Source organism: Actinoplanes sp. DH11 (genome assembly GCF_020873875.1).
Lineage (GTDB): Bacteria > Actinomycetota > Actinomycetes > Mycobacteriales > Micromonosporaceae > Actinoplanes.
Genome location: NZ_JAHWGU010000012.1, coordinates 1 through 16,075, shown reverse-complemented (window position 1 = coordinate 16,075; position 16,075 = coordinate 1). Strand labels below are relative to the sequence as shown.

The 16,075-nt window shown below is 71.5% G+C and carries 9 protein-coding genes and 1 pseudogene; 8 read left to right on the top strand and 2 right to left on the bottom strand.

Translation table 11 applies throughout. The features are described from left to right. The first annotated feature begins 52 nt into the window (after positions 1–52). From LPA41_RS42465 to LPA41_RS18720, 4 genes are all read left to right on the top strand, one after another. The gene (locus tag LPA41_RS42465) at positions 53–4,456 is read left to right on the top strand and encodes an AAA domain-containing protein (RefSeq protein WP_304523780.1); all 4,404 of its coding nucleotides are present in this window, start codon (positions 53–55) and stop codon (positions 4,454–4,456) included. 337 nt (positions 4,457–4,793) lie between these two features. Continuing rightward, the gene (locus LPA41_RS18730) at positions 4,794–6,497 is read left to right on the top strand and encodes an EAL domain-containing protein (protein ID WP_229071931.1); all 1,704 of its coding nucleotides are present in this window, start codon (positions 4,794–4,796) and stop codon (positions 6,495–6,497) included. Positions 6,498–6,515: 18 nt separating this feature from the next. Beyond that, positions 6,516–6,905: a cupin domain-containing protein gene (locus LPA41_RS18725; protein WP_229071930.1), complete on the top strand. Its 390-nt coding sequence runs from the start codon at positions 6,516–6,518 to the stop codon at positions 6,903–6,905. 213 nt (positions 6,906–7,118) lie between these two features. Next, positions 7,119–7,604, top strand: a complete 486-nt coding sequence (locus LPA41_RS18720; RefSeq protein ID WP_229071929.1) for a MarR family winged helix-turn-helix transcriptional regulator — start codon at positions 7,119–7,121, stop codon at positions 7,602–7,604. A gap of 16 nt (positions 7,605–7,620) precedes the next feature. Here LPA41_RS18720 and LPA41_RS18715 read toward each other — a convergent pair whose 3' ends face one another. Next, positions 7,621–8,601 carry a hypothetical protein gene (locus tag LPA41_RS18715; protein ID WP_229071928.1) on the bottom strand — a complete coding sequence of 327 codons (981 nt, stop codon included), beginning with the start codon at positions 8,599–8,601 and terminating at the stop codon, positions 7,621–7,623. Positions 8,602–8,751: 150 nt separating this feature from the next. Beyond that, the gene (locus tag LPA41_RS18710) at positions 8,752–9,825 is read right to left on the bottom strand and encodes a DNA polymerase ligase N-terminal domain-containing protein (RefSeq protein ID WP_229071927.1); all 1,074 of its coding nucleotides are present in this window, start codon (positions 9,823–9,825) and stop codon (positions 8,752–8,754) included. A gap of 88 nt (positions 9,826–9,913) precedes the next feature. On the opposite strand from LPA41_RS18710, the gene LPA41_RS18705 reads away from it, so the two are divergent. The 4 genes and pseudogenes from LPA41_RS18705 to LPA41_RS18690 form a co-directional block, all read left to right on the top strand. Beyond that, complete coding sequence (locus LPA41_RS18705; protein ID WP_229071926.1) at positions 9,914–10,099, top strand: hypothetical protein; 186 nt, start codon at positions 9,914–9,916, stop codon at positions 10,097–10,099. A gap of 135 nt (positions 10,100–10,234) precedes the next feature. Continuing rightward, on the top strand, positions 10,235–11,341 hold the full coding sequence (locus LPA41_RS18700; RefSeq protein WP_229071925.1) for an FAD-dependent monooxygenase: 1,107 nt from the start codon (positions 10,235–10,237) through the stop codon (positions 11,339–11,341). A 172-nt stretch (positions 11,342–11,513) separates the two neighbouring features. Then, a complete protein-coding gene (gene ctaD, locus LPA41_RS18695) occupies positions 11,514–13,259 on the top strand; it encodes a cytochrome c oxidase subunit I (RefSeq protein ID WP_229071924.1) in 1,746 nt (581 codons plus the stop codon). A gap of 131 nt (positions 13,260–13,390) precedes the next feature. Beyond that, positions 13,391–14,587, top strand: a pseudogene (locus tag LPA41_RS18690) (MFS transporter); the annotation flags it as partial. Positions 14,588–16,075: the final 1,488 nt, after the last annotated feature.

Genomic DNA, 16,075 nt, shown 5'->3' with positions numbered 1-16,075 from the left:
GGCCGTGTGCGGCCCCGCGAGGATCGACCGCCCAGGCTCTAGACTCCCAGGGATGGCCGAGCAGCGGGAGTCGCCCACGACGATCCGGGATCGGGCCGTGGCCGTCGCCGACTACCTGCTCGCTGTCCGGGCTCAGATGGAGCGCCCGTCCCGCACCCTGCCACCGGACGCGCTGTGGCTCGACGACCTGCCCGCGCACGCCGACTGCCGGACCGGCCCGGGTGCCGACGGCACCTCCTGGCTGCGGGTGGGCCGCCCCGAGCTGCCGCCGCCGGTTCCGGTGCCGGCCGCGCTGCGCCGGCGGCTGCGCGGCGAGGTGACCGCCACGGAGGAGCCGGCCCCTGCCGAAGAGGCAACAGGCAGGAAGATACCCGGCAAATCGGCCGCAACGCAGGAGAGCGGCCAGGGGAAGAACAGCGAGTGGGACAGCAGCGAGCGGGACAGCAGCGAGCGAGAGCGGCACAGCGCCGAGTGGGACAGCAGCGCGCGGGAGTTCGAACGCTGGCGTGACGAGGTCTGGCGCCCCTGGTCGTTCGCCACCTCGGCCGCCGAGCAGACCCGGGAGCTGCACCGCAGGCTCTTCGACCGGATGCACCAGTTGGACATGGCGACCGCCACCACCGAGCTGGTCTGGGGCCATGGCGTCCTGGAGACCACGATCGACGGCAGCCGGGTGCGGTACCCGTTGATCGCCACGCCCGTCCTGATCGAGTACGACGCGGACCGCGCCCTGGTCAGCGTCTCCCCGGCGGGTCCGTCCCGGCTTCAGGTGGAGGCCCTGGCGGGGCTCGACGAGCGGTACCTCAACCAGCTCAGCGACCTGGCCGGCCCGGGTGGCGCGGTCGAGGTGGACCTGTGGAACGACGTCGAGAGGCGGGAGTTCTTCGAGCGGGCGCTGACCCGGCTCGGCTACGACCGGGTGATCCTGCAAGCCGGGGAGAAGCAGGCCGGGGAGAAGCAGGCCGGGGAGAAGCAGGCCGGGGAGAAGCAGGCCGGGAAGCGGGCCGACGAGGCGGACGGTAGCGGCGCCGCCGTCCGGGATGTCGCGGTCCTCTTCGCCCGGCCCCGGCAGCGCCACCTGCGCGCCTTCCTTGAGGGCATGCGCGACCGCCTGACCGGTGGCGACTTCGACGCGGTGGGTTCGCTGGCGGCGGTGGTGGCGCACGAGCCGAGCCGCCTGCGGATGCCCGGTGACCAGCCGGAGAGCTGGAACCGGGTGGGCGAGCGGCTGCTGATGCCGCTGCCCACGAACGAGGCGCAGGAGTCGATCGCCCGCCGGCTCGCCCATCACCGCAACGTTGCCGTGCAGGGTCCGCCCGGGACCGGCAAGACGCACACCATCCGCAACCTGATCTGTCATCTGATGGCGAACGGCAAGCGGGTCCTCGTGGTGGCGCAGAAGGAGGAGCCGCTGCGGGTGCTCCGCGACGGCCTGCCGGCGGAGGTGCAGGCGCTCTGCCTCGCCGTCCTGGGGCGGACCACCGATCAGCTGGTGCAGTTGCAGATCGCGGCGCGGGAGCTCTCGGACCGGGCGGCGACGCTGGATGCGGAGGCCGAGACGCGCCGGGTGGAACGGCTCACCGGGTCGCTGGAGGAGGCGGAACGGGAGCTGGCCGCGGCGACGGCGGGACTGCGACTGATCGCCGAGAGCGAGGCGGCCACGTACCCGATCGGGGGCGTTGATCTTCTGCCCGCCGAGGTGGGCGCCTGGTTGCGGGAGCGCGCGGCCGCGCACGGCGGCATTCCGGACCCGGTGAGCGGGCCGCCACCGCTGACCATCGAGGACTTCGCGACGCTGCTCAAGCTCGCCGCCCGCCTCACCCCGGAGGATCGTGCGGCGGCGATGCGGCCGCTGCCGGAGATCCAGGATCTGCCGGACGCCGCGGCGGCCGCGGCGGCGCGGGCCAGGTGCGCGGAGATCGAGGCGGCGCTGTCCGGCTTGGCGGAGCGGGGCCTCGACCTGGCAGGTGTACGGGCGGAGGGCCGCACCGGCCTGACCGAGCTGCTGGCGGAGCTGCGGGAGGCGGTGGCCTGGCTGCGCCGGCGGGAGGGCACCTGGACGGACCGGTTGGGCCGGCTGCTCGACGACCAGCATTGGCGCACCCTCTGGAACGACCAGGTGGTCGCCACCGAGAAACTGTTCGCCGAGCTGGCCACGCTGGCCCGCGAGGTGACCGGCCACCGGATCGCGGTGCCGGAGCCGACCCTCGCCGAGCCGAAACTGCTGCTCACCAGGCTGGCGGAGATGCGGCAGCGGTTCGCGGCCGGCCGCGGCCTGAGCCGGTTGCTGCAACCGGGGCTGTACCGGCTGGCCGACGAGATCCGGGTGGACGGCGAACCGCTGCGCACGGCGGCCGACGTGGATCTGGTGGTCGCCGGGGTGCGCCGGTCGCAGGCCCGCCGGCGGCTCGGTGACTCCTGGCAGGAGTGGGTGGAACGGCTGTCCGTGCCGGAGCCGCCGACCGGCTGGGGTGATCCGGAGGTCTGGGCCGGCGCGCTGCTGGCCGAGGCGAAACAGTCGCTCGACTTCGATCTGAACAGGTGGCCGCCGCTGGCACGGCGGCTGGCTCAGCTCGTACCGCAGAAGGACCTGGAGATCGACGCCGCGTGCCTGGCCGAGGTGGCCGTCCTGGCGGAGGGCGCAGCCGATTTGTTCGCCCTGGAGCGGGTGCGGGCGCAGACGCGTGCGGTGGCCGAGCGGGTGGCGCCGTGGCCGGAGCTGGCCGAGGCGTGGAAGACCTTGGAGGGCTGGGACGACGCGATCGCCGGGGTGCGCCGGCTGGTGCTGTTGCAGCCGGACGTGTTGCGGTTCCACGCGGCACATGACCGGCTCACGTCGGCGGCGCCGGAGTGGGCGGCCCGGATCGCGAGCGGCGAGCATCAGGTGGTGTCCGGCCAGGCCTGCCTGGAGGCCTGGGAGTGGCGGCGGGCGCAGACGTGGTTCGACGAGGTGGTCGGTGAGGTGGATCCGGCGGTGCTGGCCCGCCGGGTGGAGCGGGCCCGGGCCCGGATCCGGCGGCTGACCGGTGAGCTGGTGGTGGCGTCGGCGTGGCTGGAGGTGGCGCGGGCGCTCGACGACCGCCGCCGGGCCGCCCTCGCGGACTGGACCACCGCACTCCGCAAGATCGGTAAGGGCACCGGACGCGGCGCGGCGGCCTGGCAGGCGCACGCGCAGCGGGCCATGGAGTCGGCGGTGAGCGCGGTGCCGGTCTGGGTGATGTCGGTGGACCGGGCGATCGAGCAGTTCGCCGGTGGCGCGAAGTTCGACGTGGTGATCGTCGACGAGGCGTCGCAGGCCGACCTGTTCGCACTGCCGGTGCTCTCGCTCGCCGAGCGGGCCGTGGTGGTCGGCGACGACCAGCAGATCGGCCCGCAGCTCGGGTTCGTCGGGGCGGTCTCCGGCCTGATCCAGCGGCATCTGGGTGATGTGCCGTCGGCCGAGCACTTCGACCCGGAGTCATCGCTCTACGACCACGCGGTGCGCCGCTCGCCGGAGCGGATCCTGCTGACCGAGCACTTCCGGTGCGTGCCGCAGATCATCGAGTTCTCGTCGCGGCACTACTACGACCACAAGATCATGCCGTTGCGGGCGGACCGGCCGGCGCTGCCGTCGATCCAGACGGTCTTCTGCGAGACCGGGGTGCGTCAGTCGCTGGCCGGTTTCGGCGATGTCAACCTGGAGGAGGCGGCGGCTCTGGTCGAGCGGGTCACCAAGATCGTGGCGGATCCGCGGTACGACCGGAAGACGCTCGGCGTGATTAGCCTGCTGAGCAGTAGTGGCCAGGCCGGATACCTGCTGACGCAGCTGCGGGAGGCGATCGGCGAGGACGAGATCGAGGCTCGGCGGTTGCGGGTCGGCGATGCGTACACGTTCCAGGGCGACGAGCGCGACGTCATGCTGATCTCGATGGTGGTGTCCGAAAACGATTCGCGGGTGGCGGCGTTCACCAAGCGCGACTACCACCGGCGGATCAACGTGGCTGCCTCCCGGGCGCGTGACCAGCTCTGGATCTTCCATTCGGTGCGGCCGGCCGCCCTGCCCGCCGACGACGCGCGCGGGCTGCTCCTGTCGTACGCGCTGAACCTGCCGACCGAGGCCGCCGCCGCCGACCTGGCGAACCGCTGCGAGAGCGACTTCGAGCGGGACGTGCTCAAGCTGCTGGTGGCCCGGGGCTACCGGCCGATCCCGCAGTTCCGGATCGGCGGCTACCGGATCGACTTCGTGCTCAACGCCCCGGACGGGCGGCGGCTCGCGATCGAGTGCGACGGGGACGCGTACCACGGGCCGGAGCGCTGGGAGAGCGACATGCGCCGGCAGTCGGTGCTGGAGCGGGTGGGCAACTGCGTGTTCGTACGCATTCGTGGCAGTGTCTTCGCCCGGGAGCCGGAGGCGGCGATGCGTCCGCTCTGGCAGCGGATCGCCGAGCTGGAGATCCCGACCGTTGACGGGGACTGACGTCACGCGGTGCGCACTACCGACTCCAATGGGTGCATGTGGACGGCTACCTGTGGGTAGGAAACTGCGTAAGGTTCCATAGCCGATACTCGCAGTGACTTTCCGTCATGGAGACGCAGTGGCATTTCGACGTAATTGTGCGGCGGCGAGGTCGTCCGTTCGGTTGTTTCGTTGCTCTGGATGGGCGATAATTCCCTGCTCCTGGCCTTGCCTGCGGGAACGTCAGAAACTTTGACGCGTGCGCCCACTGTTACTGCGGCCCGGTGACGGGTCGTAATAGGTGAGGGGTTCTGGGGTTGCCTGGGGAGCAGTTGCACAAGGGGGGAGGTGACGTCGGATGACCGTGCCCGAAGAACGGGAACGCTGGTCGCCGGCGCCTGCCGCCTCCCTGCCCGAGCCGCGGCAGCCCGCCGAGGACCGGGTCGCCTGGTTCACCTACTCCGCGGCCGGTGACCAGATCGTCTGGTCCGCCGCGCTCTCCGCGATGCTGGGCCGCCCACCGGCGGAGCGCGAGCAGACCCGCCAGATCCTCGCCCGCTACGTGCACCGCGACGACCTGGCGAAAGCCCTCGGGTCGATCACCGAGGCCTGGACCAGCCGGACCACGGTGCACATCACCCTGCGGCTGATGCGCGCCGACGGCGGCTGGTTCGACGTGGACTGCCGGCTCGAGCCGATGATGAGCCCGGACGGCACGGTTCGCGGCCTGCGTGGCACGGTGCAGGACGTCTCGGTCCGCGAGCGGGCCCGCCGGGAGAACGCCCGGCTCACCCGCCGGGGCGAGACCGTGCAGGCCTCCCTGATCGAGCCGGACCCGGCGACCGGCCTGCTCACCCGGGCCCGTTTCGCCGACGAGATCGACCGGGCGCTGCGCGGCGCGGCGGGCGCGGTGCTGGTGGTACGGGTCCAGCTGGACGCCGACGGCGACGACGGTGTCCGGCCGGAGCACAACGCCGAGCTGCTGCGCCGCGCCGCCAAACTGCTCGAGGAGCGGGTCCGCCCGGAGCACCTGCTGGGCCGGGTCGGGCCGAACGAGATCGGCGTGCTGCTCACCACGTCCGGGTGGAACGCGGCGCACGAGCACGCCCGGCGGCTCGTCGACACGCTGTGCGAGCAGGTTTTCACACCCGAGGAGTGTCTGCGGGTGCGCGCCTGGGGTGGCCTGGTCCGGTTCGAGCGGGACGCCGAGGCGGGCAGTCACGGCCTGCTCATCGACGCCGAACAGGCCTGGCGCCAGTCCCGCGAGGTGGGCCGGCCCCTCACCCTTGTCGCCCATCCGGTGCCGGTGCGCGACCGGCAGGGCTCCTACCGCAGCCGGGTCGCCGACGCGCTCGGCACCGACCGGTTCACCCTTTACTCGCAGCCGATCCTGGAGTTGCAGAGCAACCGGGTGACCCGCCACGAGCTGCTGCTGCGGGTGCTTGACGAGGCGGACGGCCCGCAGTCGCCGATCCAGGTGCTGGACACCGCCGAGCGACTCGACGCGATCTTCGACATCGACCTCTGGGTGGTGGAGCGGGCGATGCGCCTGGCCGCCGAGGAGCCCGGCCTCTGCCTCCAGGTCAACCTCTCCGGCCGCTCGGTCGGCGACCCGCGGCTCACCGCCGAGGTGGAGAAGCTGCTGGGCCGCTACCAGGTCGACCCGGCGCAGCTGACCTTCGAGATCACCGAGACCGCTCTGATCGGCAACCTGAGCGAGGCGCGCCGCTTCGCCGACCGGGTCCGCGACCTCGGCTGTGGTCTGGCGCTCGACGACTTCGGCTCCGGCTACGCGTCGTTCCGCTACCTGCGACTCTTCCCGATCGACCTCGTCAAGATCGACGGGGAGTACGTGGTGGATCTCGTCGACAACCCGCAGGACCAGGTCCTGGTGCGGGCGCTGGTGCAGGTCTGCCAGGCGTACGGCATTCACACCGTCGCCGAGTTCGTGCAGGACGAGCCGACCCTGCGGATGCTGCGTGAGCTGGGCGTCGACTACGTCCAGGGCTATTTGATCGGCCGGCCGTCGCCGGTTCCGCCGGGCCGATTGCGCAACGCCTGACGCGGGTAACGTGCGTGCATGGAGCACTTCACGATTGCCACCGTCGCAGAGCAGAGTCCCGACTTCCGCCGCGTCCTGTGGACCGGCAAGCACACCCAGCTCGTGGTCATGACGATCCCGCCGGACGGCGAGATCGGCGAGGAGGTCCACGAGGTGGACCAGATCCTGACCTTCGTCAGCGGTGTCGGCAAGGCGATCATCTCCGGGCAGACCCGCAAGGTCGCTCAGGGTGACCTGGTCGTCGTGCCGGCCGGGCGCAAGCACAACTTCCTCAACGACGGGCCGAACCCGCTGGTCCTCTACACCGTCTACGGCCCGCCGGAGCACGCGGACGGCGCGGTGCACAAGACCAAGGAAGAGGCGGACGCGCTCGAGGAGGCCGGCAAGGATGAGCCGCCGTCGGCGTGACGGCCGGTCTGCGGCGCGGAGGTGAACGACGCCGGAACCGGCCGAGGCCCCCCAGCCAGCCGGTTCCGGCGTCGTGTCGGGGTGAAAGTCCCCGCACAGACTACCCGCCGAAGTTCACGTAAGTCGATCGAATCCAGCACCGATATATGGATCTTGACGGATCTCTGACGCCCGGCCGCCGGCCGGGCGTCCGTCCGGCACTAACCTTCCACCATGGACGAGGCTCGCTGGTTGACCCAGGAGCAGCAGCGCACCTGGCGGCTGCTCGTCGAGGTGCTCGTCAAGATGCCGGCAGCGCTGGAGGCTCAACTCCAGCGGGACGCCGGGCTGACCCACATGGGCTATCTGGTCCTGGTCACCCTCTCCGAGCGTCCGGATCGCCGGCTCGGCATGAGCCGGCTCGCGAAACAGGCCTCCGCCTCCCTCTCCCGGCTCTCCCACGTGGTGGCGCGACTCGAGGAGAAGGGCTGGGTCCGCCGGGAGCGTGACGCCGCCGACGGCCGGGTCCAGATCGCGGTGCTCACCGACGACGGGCTGGCCAAGGTGATCGAGACGGCTCCGGGGCACGCCGAGGCGGTGCATCAGCTGGTCTTCGACCGGCTCACCGCGGCGCAGGGGCGCCAGCTGGGCCGGCTCTCCGAGGCGCTGCTGAAGGAGCCGGTCGAGGTGCGCCGGCCGGGAGGTCAGGCGCAGGCGTGAGCGTCAGGATCGCGGGTCACGCGCGGGCGTAGGCGCGGACCGATCGGTCGGCCAGCAGGTCCAGGCAGAGTGCGGCGGTCCGCTCGTCGCAGCTCGCGCCGAGGCCCTCGCCGGTGTGCGGGTCGTACTCCGCGTAGTGGCCGTTCGCATGCACCAACCCGGTCACCGCGACCCGCAGTTCCTCCGCCTCCCGGCGCCGGCCGTGCACCAGCATGCCGCGGCGGAGCAGCCAGTTCAGGTCGGGGCGGATCGGACCGCGGGCCGAGGCGCCGGCGATCGGCACCGGCAGGCCGGTTCGGAACGGCATGCCGAACCGCTCCGACGCCACCTCCGCCAGGATCGCCTCGGCGTGCTCGGCCGGCAGGTCCGGCAGCAGCAACGGGAGCAGGCCACCGGCGGTGTGTGCCGGACCGGCCTCGCCGGTGCGCGGGTCGCGGGCCCGGAACGTGCCGGTCGACGGATCCCACAACCGGCGCGTCATCGTGGCCGCGACGGCCTGCGCCCGGTCCCGGTGACGGTCCGCGTCGGCGGGTCGGCCGAGCGCGCCGGCGATCTGGGACAGGGCCAGGTCGGCGGCGCCGAGCAGCGCGTCCAGTCCCGGATGCGTCACCTCGTCGGTCAGGAACTCCTGCAGCGCGGAGAGGCGGGGATAGAGCCAGGCCAGCTCGTCCTGGGCCTGCCGGATCCGGGCGGCACCGTGCCCGGCCGAGTGCCGGTACACCTCCCAGGCCGCCACCGCGTGCGGGGCGGGCACAACTCGGCGGTACGGGCTTCGCGCATACCCCGGTGCGAAGCTCTGGTGCGGCACCTGGCCGTCCGGTCGCTGCGCCTCGAAGAGTGCCCGCAGCGCGTGCCAGGCGCGCGCCGGGTCGGTGTAGGCGAACCCGATCGACGTGATCGCCGCATCCCAGCTGGTCCGGGTGTGCTGGTCCGCGCGGCCGGTGTCGAGCACCCAGGTCGCGGACTTCCAGAGTTCGGCGGAGACGTCGGCGTGCATCGTGATGACGACCCTTCCCGGTGGCGTCCGGTGGAAAACCTCCTGATCGGCGGCCAGGGGCGGCACCTGCGGAAAACGGGACGGTCAACGGTGTCCGTCGGGAGTGAACCGCCGGGCCGGGATCCCGGCCCGGCATCGGGCCGCGCGCCGTCAGTCCGCGGCGATGCTCAGCCAGAGGCGGCTGCGCCGGCCGGGCAGGTAGGGCGAGTCCAGTCGCTTCGCCACCACGCCGGGCAGACCCTGCGCGCGGGCGGCCTCCAGGGCGAACTCGCCGCCACCGGCGAAGAACGGCGGTGTCTGCCAGTGCTCGCCGGTCAGACCCAGCCCGTCCAGGAGCTCACGGCGCTCGGCGTAGCGGACCAGTTCCGTCGTGGAGTGGCCTTCGAGCCAGAGCAGGTCGTACACCATCAGATGCACCGGCGTGCGTTCCGCAGCCCGCCGTGCCGCGGCGGAGTCCTTCGGCGCCTTGCGCCGGGTCAGCAGCTCAGGCGCGGGCCGGGCGCCGTCGAACGCGAGGATCTCACCGTCGAGCACCGCCTCGATCGGCGCGAGCGCCGGACCGATCAGGCGGATCTCCGGGTACCACGAGGTCACATCGGCGCCGTCGGCATCGGCGAGGCGAGTTCTTCCACCGGAGATGTACGCCGTGACGCGGCGCCCGCCCCACGCCATCTCGTAACCCCAGTCGGCGTCGTCCGGCGGCAGTCCCGCCACCCGGGTCGCCAGCATCGGCGGGACGGTCTCGGGCATCGGCTCCCAGCCCGGCTCGGCCGGGTCCATCCGGCGCACCATCCAGTCCCGGCCGCCGGTCTGGAAGAAGACGTAACGCCCGTTCGTGCGCTCGCCGTGGAACGTCACGCCGATCTCGTCGTCCCGCCACTTGTCGGTCTCGTAGGTGCCCCGGTCGTGAATGGTCATCCGGCCGCCCCCGTACTCGCCGGCCGGGATCTCGCCGGTGAAGCCGAGGTATTCCAGCGGGTGATCCTCGGTGTGTTTGGCCAGGTGGTTGCGGGCCTGGTCGCGGGGGAGGCCGCGGGGCACCGCGAACGAGACCAGCACGCCGTCGCGCTCCAGGCGGACGTCCCAGTGCAGGCTGCGGGCGTGGTGCTGCTGGATGACGAACCGGCACTTCGGCGCCGCCGGATCGGGCGGCGCGGCGGGAATCGGTTCGGGGGTGCGACGGGCGTCCCGTTTGCTGCGGTACTCGTCGAGGCGATCCGTCATGGGACGATTGTCTGCCCGCGTTCCGGCAGAAATACACCGGTGTAACTCGACGGGGAAAACTGTCGTACCCCGGTGGTTGAGTGTCCACATGACTTCCTCGACGGCGTTCGCCGCCCGGAGCAGTGCGACAGCGGGTTCCTGGGTTGCCCGGCCGCTGGCGGAGGGATCGCCGCGTGCGGCCCGCCGGATCCTGCGGATGCGCCGGGCCGTCGCGCTCGCCCGGGCCGGCCGCGCCTTCGGCGAAATCGACGTTCAGGGCAGTTCCACCACATGAGACCGAGTCACCGCCAAGGGGGTGGTCCGCGAACAAATCGGACTAGATGTTGATCGCGGGTGTTCCCCCGCGATGGTGGCTGGGGGTAGTGTCTTGGCTCCGACGCGTATCCATCGACAAGAAAGCGTTGGTGCGATGACCTTGCGCATCCTCGTGGTGGGTGCCGGCATTGCCGGCCTGGCTGCGGCGCGAGGGTTGCGCGTCGCCGGCTTCCGTCCGGATGTGGTCGAGGCCCTGCCCGCCACGGTCGTCCCCGGCGCGGGCATCTACCTTCCGGGCAACGCCTCCCGGGCGCTGCGGCTCCTGGGTCTCGACGTCCCGTTGCGCCCGCTCGGCGATCTGATCTTCCGGCAGGTCTTCCTGGACACGCGGGGCCGCGAGCTCTTCGAGATGGACGTGGCCGCCCTCTGGGCCGGCGTCGGCGAGTCCCGGGCGCTGGGCCGGGGTGACCTCCAGCAGGTGCTGCTCACCGCGGTGGGCGGCGACGTCCGCTACGAGACCGAGGTCACCGGCCTGGAGATCGTGGACGGTGCCGCCAAGGTGGAGTTCTCCACCGGCACCGTCGCGGAATACGACCTGGTCGTCGGCGCCGACGGGCGCCGCTCCACGATCCGGGAGAAGGCGGGCCTGGGTGGGCCGGCCGTGCCGACGGGTCAGATCGTCTACCGGTCCGTGGTCAGCGGCGGGCCGCCGCTCACCGACTGGACCGCGCTGCTCGGCCGGCGCGCGTCGTTCGTCGCGATGCCGATGGGTGGCCGCCGGATCTACTGCTACGCCGACGAGACCGCACCCGACAGCCCGAACCCGGAGGATCCGCGGAAACGGCTGATCGAGCTCTTCGGCTCGTTCGGCGGCCCGGTGCCGGCGATCCTCGACAAGGTGGAGAAGGTGCAGGTCGCGCGCACCGACGAGGTCGTGCTGCCGAGCTGGTCCACCGGGCCGGTCGTGCTGGTCGGCGACGCGGCGCACGCCACCGCGCCGACCCTGGCACAGGGTGCCGCGATGTCGTTCGAGGACGGTTGGGTGCTCGGCCAGGAGTTGCGCGGCGCTGCCGGTGACATCCGCACGGCTCTGCGGGCCTACGAGGAGCGCCGCCGGCCCCGCTGTGCCGAGGTGCGCGAGCGGACCCGGGAACGGGACCGCACCAGGGACGTGCCGCCCACGCTGCGCGACCCGATGCTGCGCCGCCGCGGCCTCCGCATCTTCACCGACCACTACCGCGACCTGGTGTCTCCCGTTTAGAACCGCGCCGCCACCGCGATCGATGCTCGCGGACCTGGGTGGACGCTGTCCATCGGGGCCGGTGGGGTCACCCCGCGCCAGCCGATGGCAGGAGGGGGACTATTCTGCCAGCGGGATACGCCCGATCTTCAGGGAATCCTGAGAGGCACGAACGAGACAACGGAGGCATTTCGTGACGACCGTTGCGCCGTCGCCGATCGCGACCCGACCATATCCGGTGCGACGGCAGGTCAAGGGTTCGGCGCTTGCTCGGATCCTGCGCACGACGGACGCGAAGCAGATCGGGATCATGTACATGATCACGGCCTTCGTGTTCTTCATGCTGGGTGGTTTGATGGCGCTGCTGATGCGCGCCGAGCTGGCCCGGCCCGGCATGCAGCTGCTGTCGCCCGAGCAGTACAACCAGCTGTTCACCATGCACGGCACGATCATGCTGCTGTTCTTCGCGACACCGATCGTGTTCGCGTTCGGCAACTACGTGGTGCCGATCCAGATCGGCGCGCCCGACGTGTCGTTCCCCCGGCTGAACGCGTTCGCCTACTGGCTCTACCTGTTCGGCGGCCTGATCACCATCGGTGGCTTCCTGACCCCCGGTGGCGCGGCTGACTTCGGCTGGTTCGCGTACACCCCGCTGAGTGACTCGCTGCACTCGCCGGGCGTCGGCGGCAACATGTGGGTCGTCGGCCTGGCTCTGTCGGGTCTGGGCACGATCCTCGGCTCGGTCAACCTGATCACCACGATCATCACCCTGCGGGCACCGGGCATGACCATGTTCCGGATGCCGATCATGACCTGGAACATGCTGGTCACGGCCCTGCTCGCGATCCTCGTCTTCCCGTTCCTGGCGGCCGCGCTCTTCGCGCTCGCCGCGGACCGGGTGCTCGGCGCCCACGTCTTCGACGTGGAGACCGGCGGGCCGATGCTCTGGCAGCACCTCTTCTGGTTCTTCGGCCACCCCGAGGTGTACATCATCGCGCTGCCGTTCTTCGGCATCATCACCGAAGTCATCCCGGTGTTCAGCCGCAAGCCGGTCTTCGGCTACAAGGGCCTGGTCGCGGCGACGCTGCTGATCGCCGCCCTGTCGATGAGCGTGTGGGCGCACCACATGTTCGCCACCGGCCAGGTGCTGCTGCCGTTCTTCAGCTTCCTGAGCTTCCTGATCGCGGTGCCGACCGGCATGAAGTTCTTCGTCTGGATCGGCACCATGTGGCGCGGCCAGATCAGTTTCGAGTCGCCGATGCTCTTCGCGGTCGGCTTCATGGTGACGTTCCTCTTCGGTGGTCTCTCCGGCGTACTGCTCGCCGCCCCGCCGATCGACTTCCACGTCTCCGACTCGTACTTCGTGATCGCGCACTTCCACTACGTGCTGTTCGGCACGATCGTGTTCGCGGTCTTCGCCGGCATCTACTTCTGGTTCCCGAAGATGTTCGGCCGGATGCTCGACGAGCGGCTCGCCAAGATTCACTTCTGGCTGACGTTCCTCGGCTTCCACGCGACCTTCCTGGTGCAGCACTGGCTGGGCACCAAGGGCATGCCGCGGCGGTACGCCGACTACCTGCCGGGCGACGACTTCACCTTCCTGAACACGTTCTCGACGGTCGGCTCGTTCGTCCTCGGCCTGTCGACCCTGCCGTTCATCTACAACGTCTGGAAGTCGTACAAGGTCGGCACGGTGGTCACCGCGAACGACCCGTGGGGTCACGGCAACTCGCTCGAGTGGGCCACCACCACCCCGCCGCCGCTGCGCAACTTCGACCGGATGCCGCGGATCCGCTCCGAGCGCCCCGCGTTCGACGAGAAGTTCCCGGAGCTGGCCGCCGGCCACTCGCTGGCCGGCCCGCCGGAGGGTGGCGCCCGGCCGCTCTCCGCGGAGTCCGACGGTGGCGCGACCTACCCGGAAGACCGCAGCGACCGCTGACACACCTCTCGTGAGAAACGGGCCGGCCCATTCGGGCCGGCCCGTTTCCGTCGCGTTACGTGACGCTGCTCAAACCCGATGGTTTCTGTCGTACCCCTGCGAGAGGATCGGCGGCGGAGGTCAGGATCGTCATGTTGCTCACGCCTTACCGGGAAACCCTCGCACTGCCGAAGATCCGGTCGTTGCTGGTGGTCGCCACGCTCGCCCGCATCCCGATCGCGGCCGCGACCGTGGTGCTCACCCTGCACGTCGTCACCGACCTCGGCCGGGGTTACGGCGCGGCGGGCCTGATCGGCGCGGCCGCCACGATCGGCGGCTCGGTCGGCGCGCCGGTGATGGGCCGGCTGATCGACAGGCGTGGGCTGCGGCCCGTCCTGGTGCTGACCACCGTGGCCGAGGTGATCTACTGGCTGATCGCGCAGTCCCTGCCCTACTGGGCGCTGCTCCCGGTCGCCGTCGTCGGTGGCTTCCTGGCCCTGCCGGCGTTCTCGGTGGCGCGGCAGTCGATCGCCGCCCTGACACCCGAGTCGCATCGGCTGCCCGCCTTCGCCCTCGACTCGATCACCACCGAGATGTCGTTCATGGCCGGCCCCGCGCTCGGCGTCCTGATCGCCACCACCGCCGGCCCGCGCGCCGCGATGCTCGCCCTGGCCGGCGGCATCCTCCTCTCCGGCCTCGGTCTCTGGCTGCTCAACCCACCGATCCGGGCCGCGCACGAGGCGCCGGTCGCCAGCGGCGAGCGGGTCCCCCGGCGCAGCTGGCTCAAGCCGCGCTTCGTCGCGATCCTGGCCGTCACGATGGCCGCCACGCTGGTGCTCTCCGGCACCGACGTCGCCGTCGTCGCGGTGCTGCGCGAGTCCGGCGAACTCCAGTGGACCGGCCTCGTCCTCTCCCTCTGGGCCCTGGGCTCCCTCGTCGGAGGCTTCGTCTACGGCACCATCCGCCGCGGCGTCCCCGCCCTCGCCCTCTTCGCCCCGATGGCCCTGCTCACCATCCCCGTCGGCCTCGGCGGCGACCACTGGTGGCTGCTGGCCCTCCTCCTCACCCCCGCAGGCGCCCTCTGCGCCCCCACCATCACCGCCAGCTCCGACGCCATCAGCCGCATGATCCCGGCCGCCGCCCGCGGCGAGGCCATGGGCCTGCACAACTCGGCCCTCACCGTCGGCGTCGCCCTCGGCGGCCCCCTCGCCGGCCTGGCCATCGACTCGAAGGGCGCCCCCTGGGGCTTCGCAGCCGTCGGCGCCGTCGGCGTCCTCGTAGCCCTCGCCGTCCTCCCCGCCGAGTTCCGCCACCGCCGGCTCACCCCGGCCTCGGGCCTTGCCGCCCCCAACTCGGGCCTCACAGCCACCTCGGGCTCCGCTGCCACCTCCGGCCCCTCTGCCACCTCCGGTTCCGGGGCCGCCCCTAGCCTCGCCGCCACCTCCGGTTCCGGGGCCGCCTCGGGCTCCGCTGCCACCTCCGGCTCCTTTGCCACCTCCGGTTCCGGGGCCGCCCCTGGCCTCGCCGTCGATGTCGAACCCGTCACCAACGCCGCGACCAGGGCGGACCTCGAGCTTGCGGCCCTCAGAGGCGCGGGGCCTGATGCGGGCGAGCCTGCCCGCAAAACCGGCGCGTCCGGGTCGGCGGAGTCCGCGCCCGGCGCCGTACCCGCCCCTTACTCCGTGCCCACCGGCGACCGAGCCCCCGACATCACCGAACCCGGCGCTGCCCACGATCCCAGCCGTCCCAGCTGAACCCCATCGGTCGCCCTCCTGGCGGCGTGCGTGTCCGGCGCCGCGGCCGAAGACCGGACGGTCCGAGTCGTATTCTCGTGCGCTTCGCAGCCTTGGCAGCCGGCCGCAGCCGACTTCAGCTGCTCGACCCGGGGGCCGCTCGCCGTCACTGGCGTTGCGGCGGCGCCTTCACGCCTGGCCGCCTTCACGTCTGGCCGCCTTCACGTCTGGCCGGCTCACGTCTGGCCGGCTCACGTCTGGCCGGCTCACGTCTGGCCGGCTCACGTCTGGCCGTCTGGCCGTCTGGCCGTCTGGCCGTCTGGCCGTCTGGCCGTCTGGCCGTCTGGCCGTCTGGCCGTCTGGCCGTCTGGCCGTCTGGCCGTCTGGCCGTCTGGCCGCAGAGTCAACTCACGCCGGCAGTGCCTTCGCTCCGATCCATCTCTCTTCCTGCCTTGATACGAGCGGCTATCCGTCCCGTTTCGATCACCTTTACGCGCTCCTTTTCCGAGCGGCTGAAAAGTCGCACGAGCGGCGCGTCGTCGTGGCTCTGGTCGTCCCTTCGAGCGGTCCTTTTCGGCGAGGCCGTGTCATTGCACCCGGCGTCGGCAGTGCCATGACCGGTTCTGAGCCGGCGTCGCCTCGACCTACGGTTTCGTCGCGCGGCGCGCGCAGCTTCATTCGCCCGTTTGCGCTGGTAGCGGTTCGGATGCGGAGCTGGTGGAGGATGTCGGCGCGGCAGCGGCGGGCCCAGCAGATCCGACGCGGCGTGGTGTTTCCTGCCCTCGGTTGCCTCGCGATCACCGAATGGAGTAGCCGCTGTCCGCTGCGTTTGCCCCGACTGGCGTTGTTGATCTGCTAGCGATGCGAAATCGCGGTTTCAGGCCCATGATCACAGCGATTTCGTAGCGCTAGCAGATCAACATCTCGCCTGGGCGGCGCGGCCGGCGTCACCGGGGGGCAGTGAGGGCACGGATGATGCGCGGGTGGTATCGGCTGGTCGGCGTCCGGGCTGCGGCGGTCGGGGGCGGACATCGGTCATTCCGTGACGAACTTGGCGTGGTGCCTGGTTGGGGGAGAAGCGGGGCTGCGGGCCTGGCCGCGGCG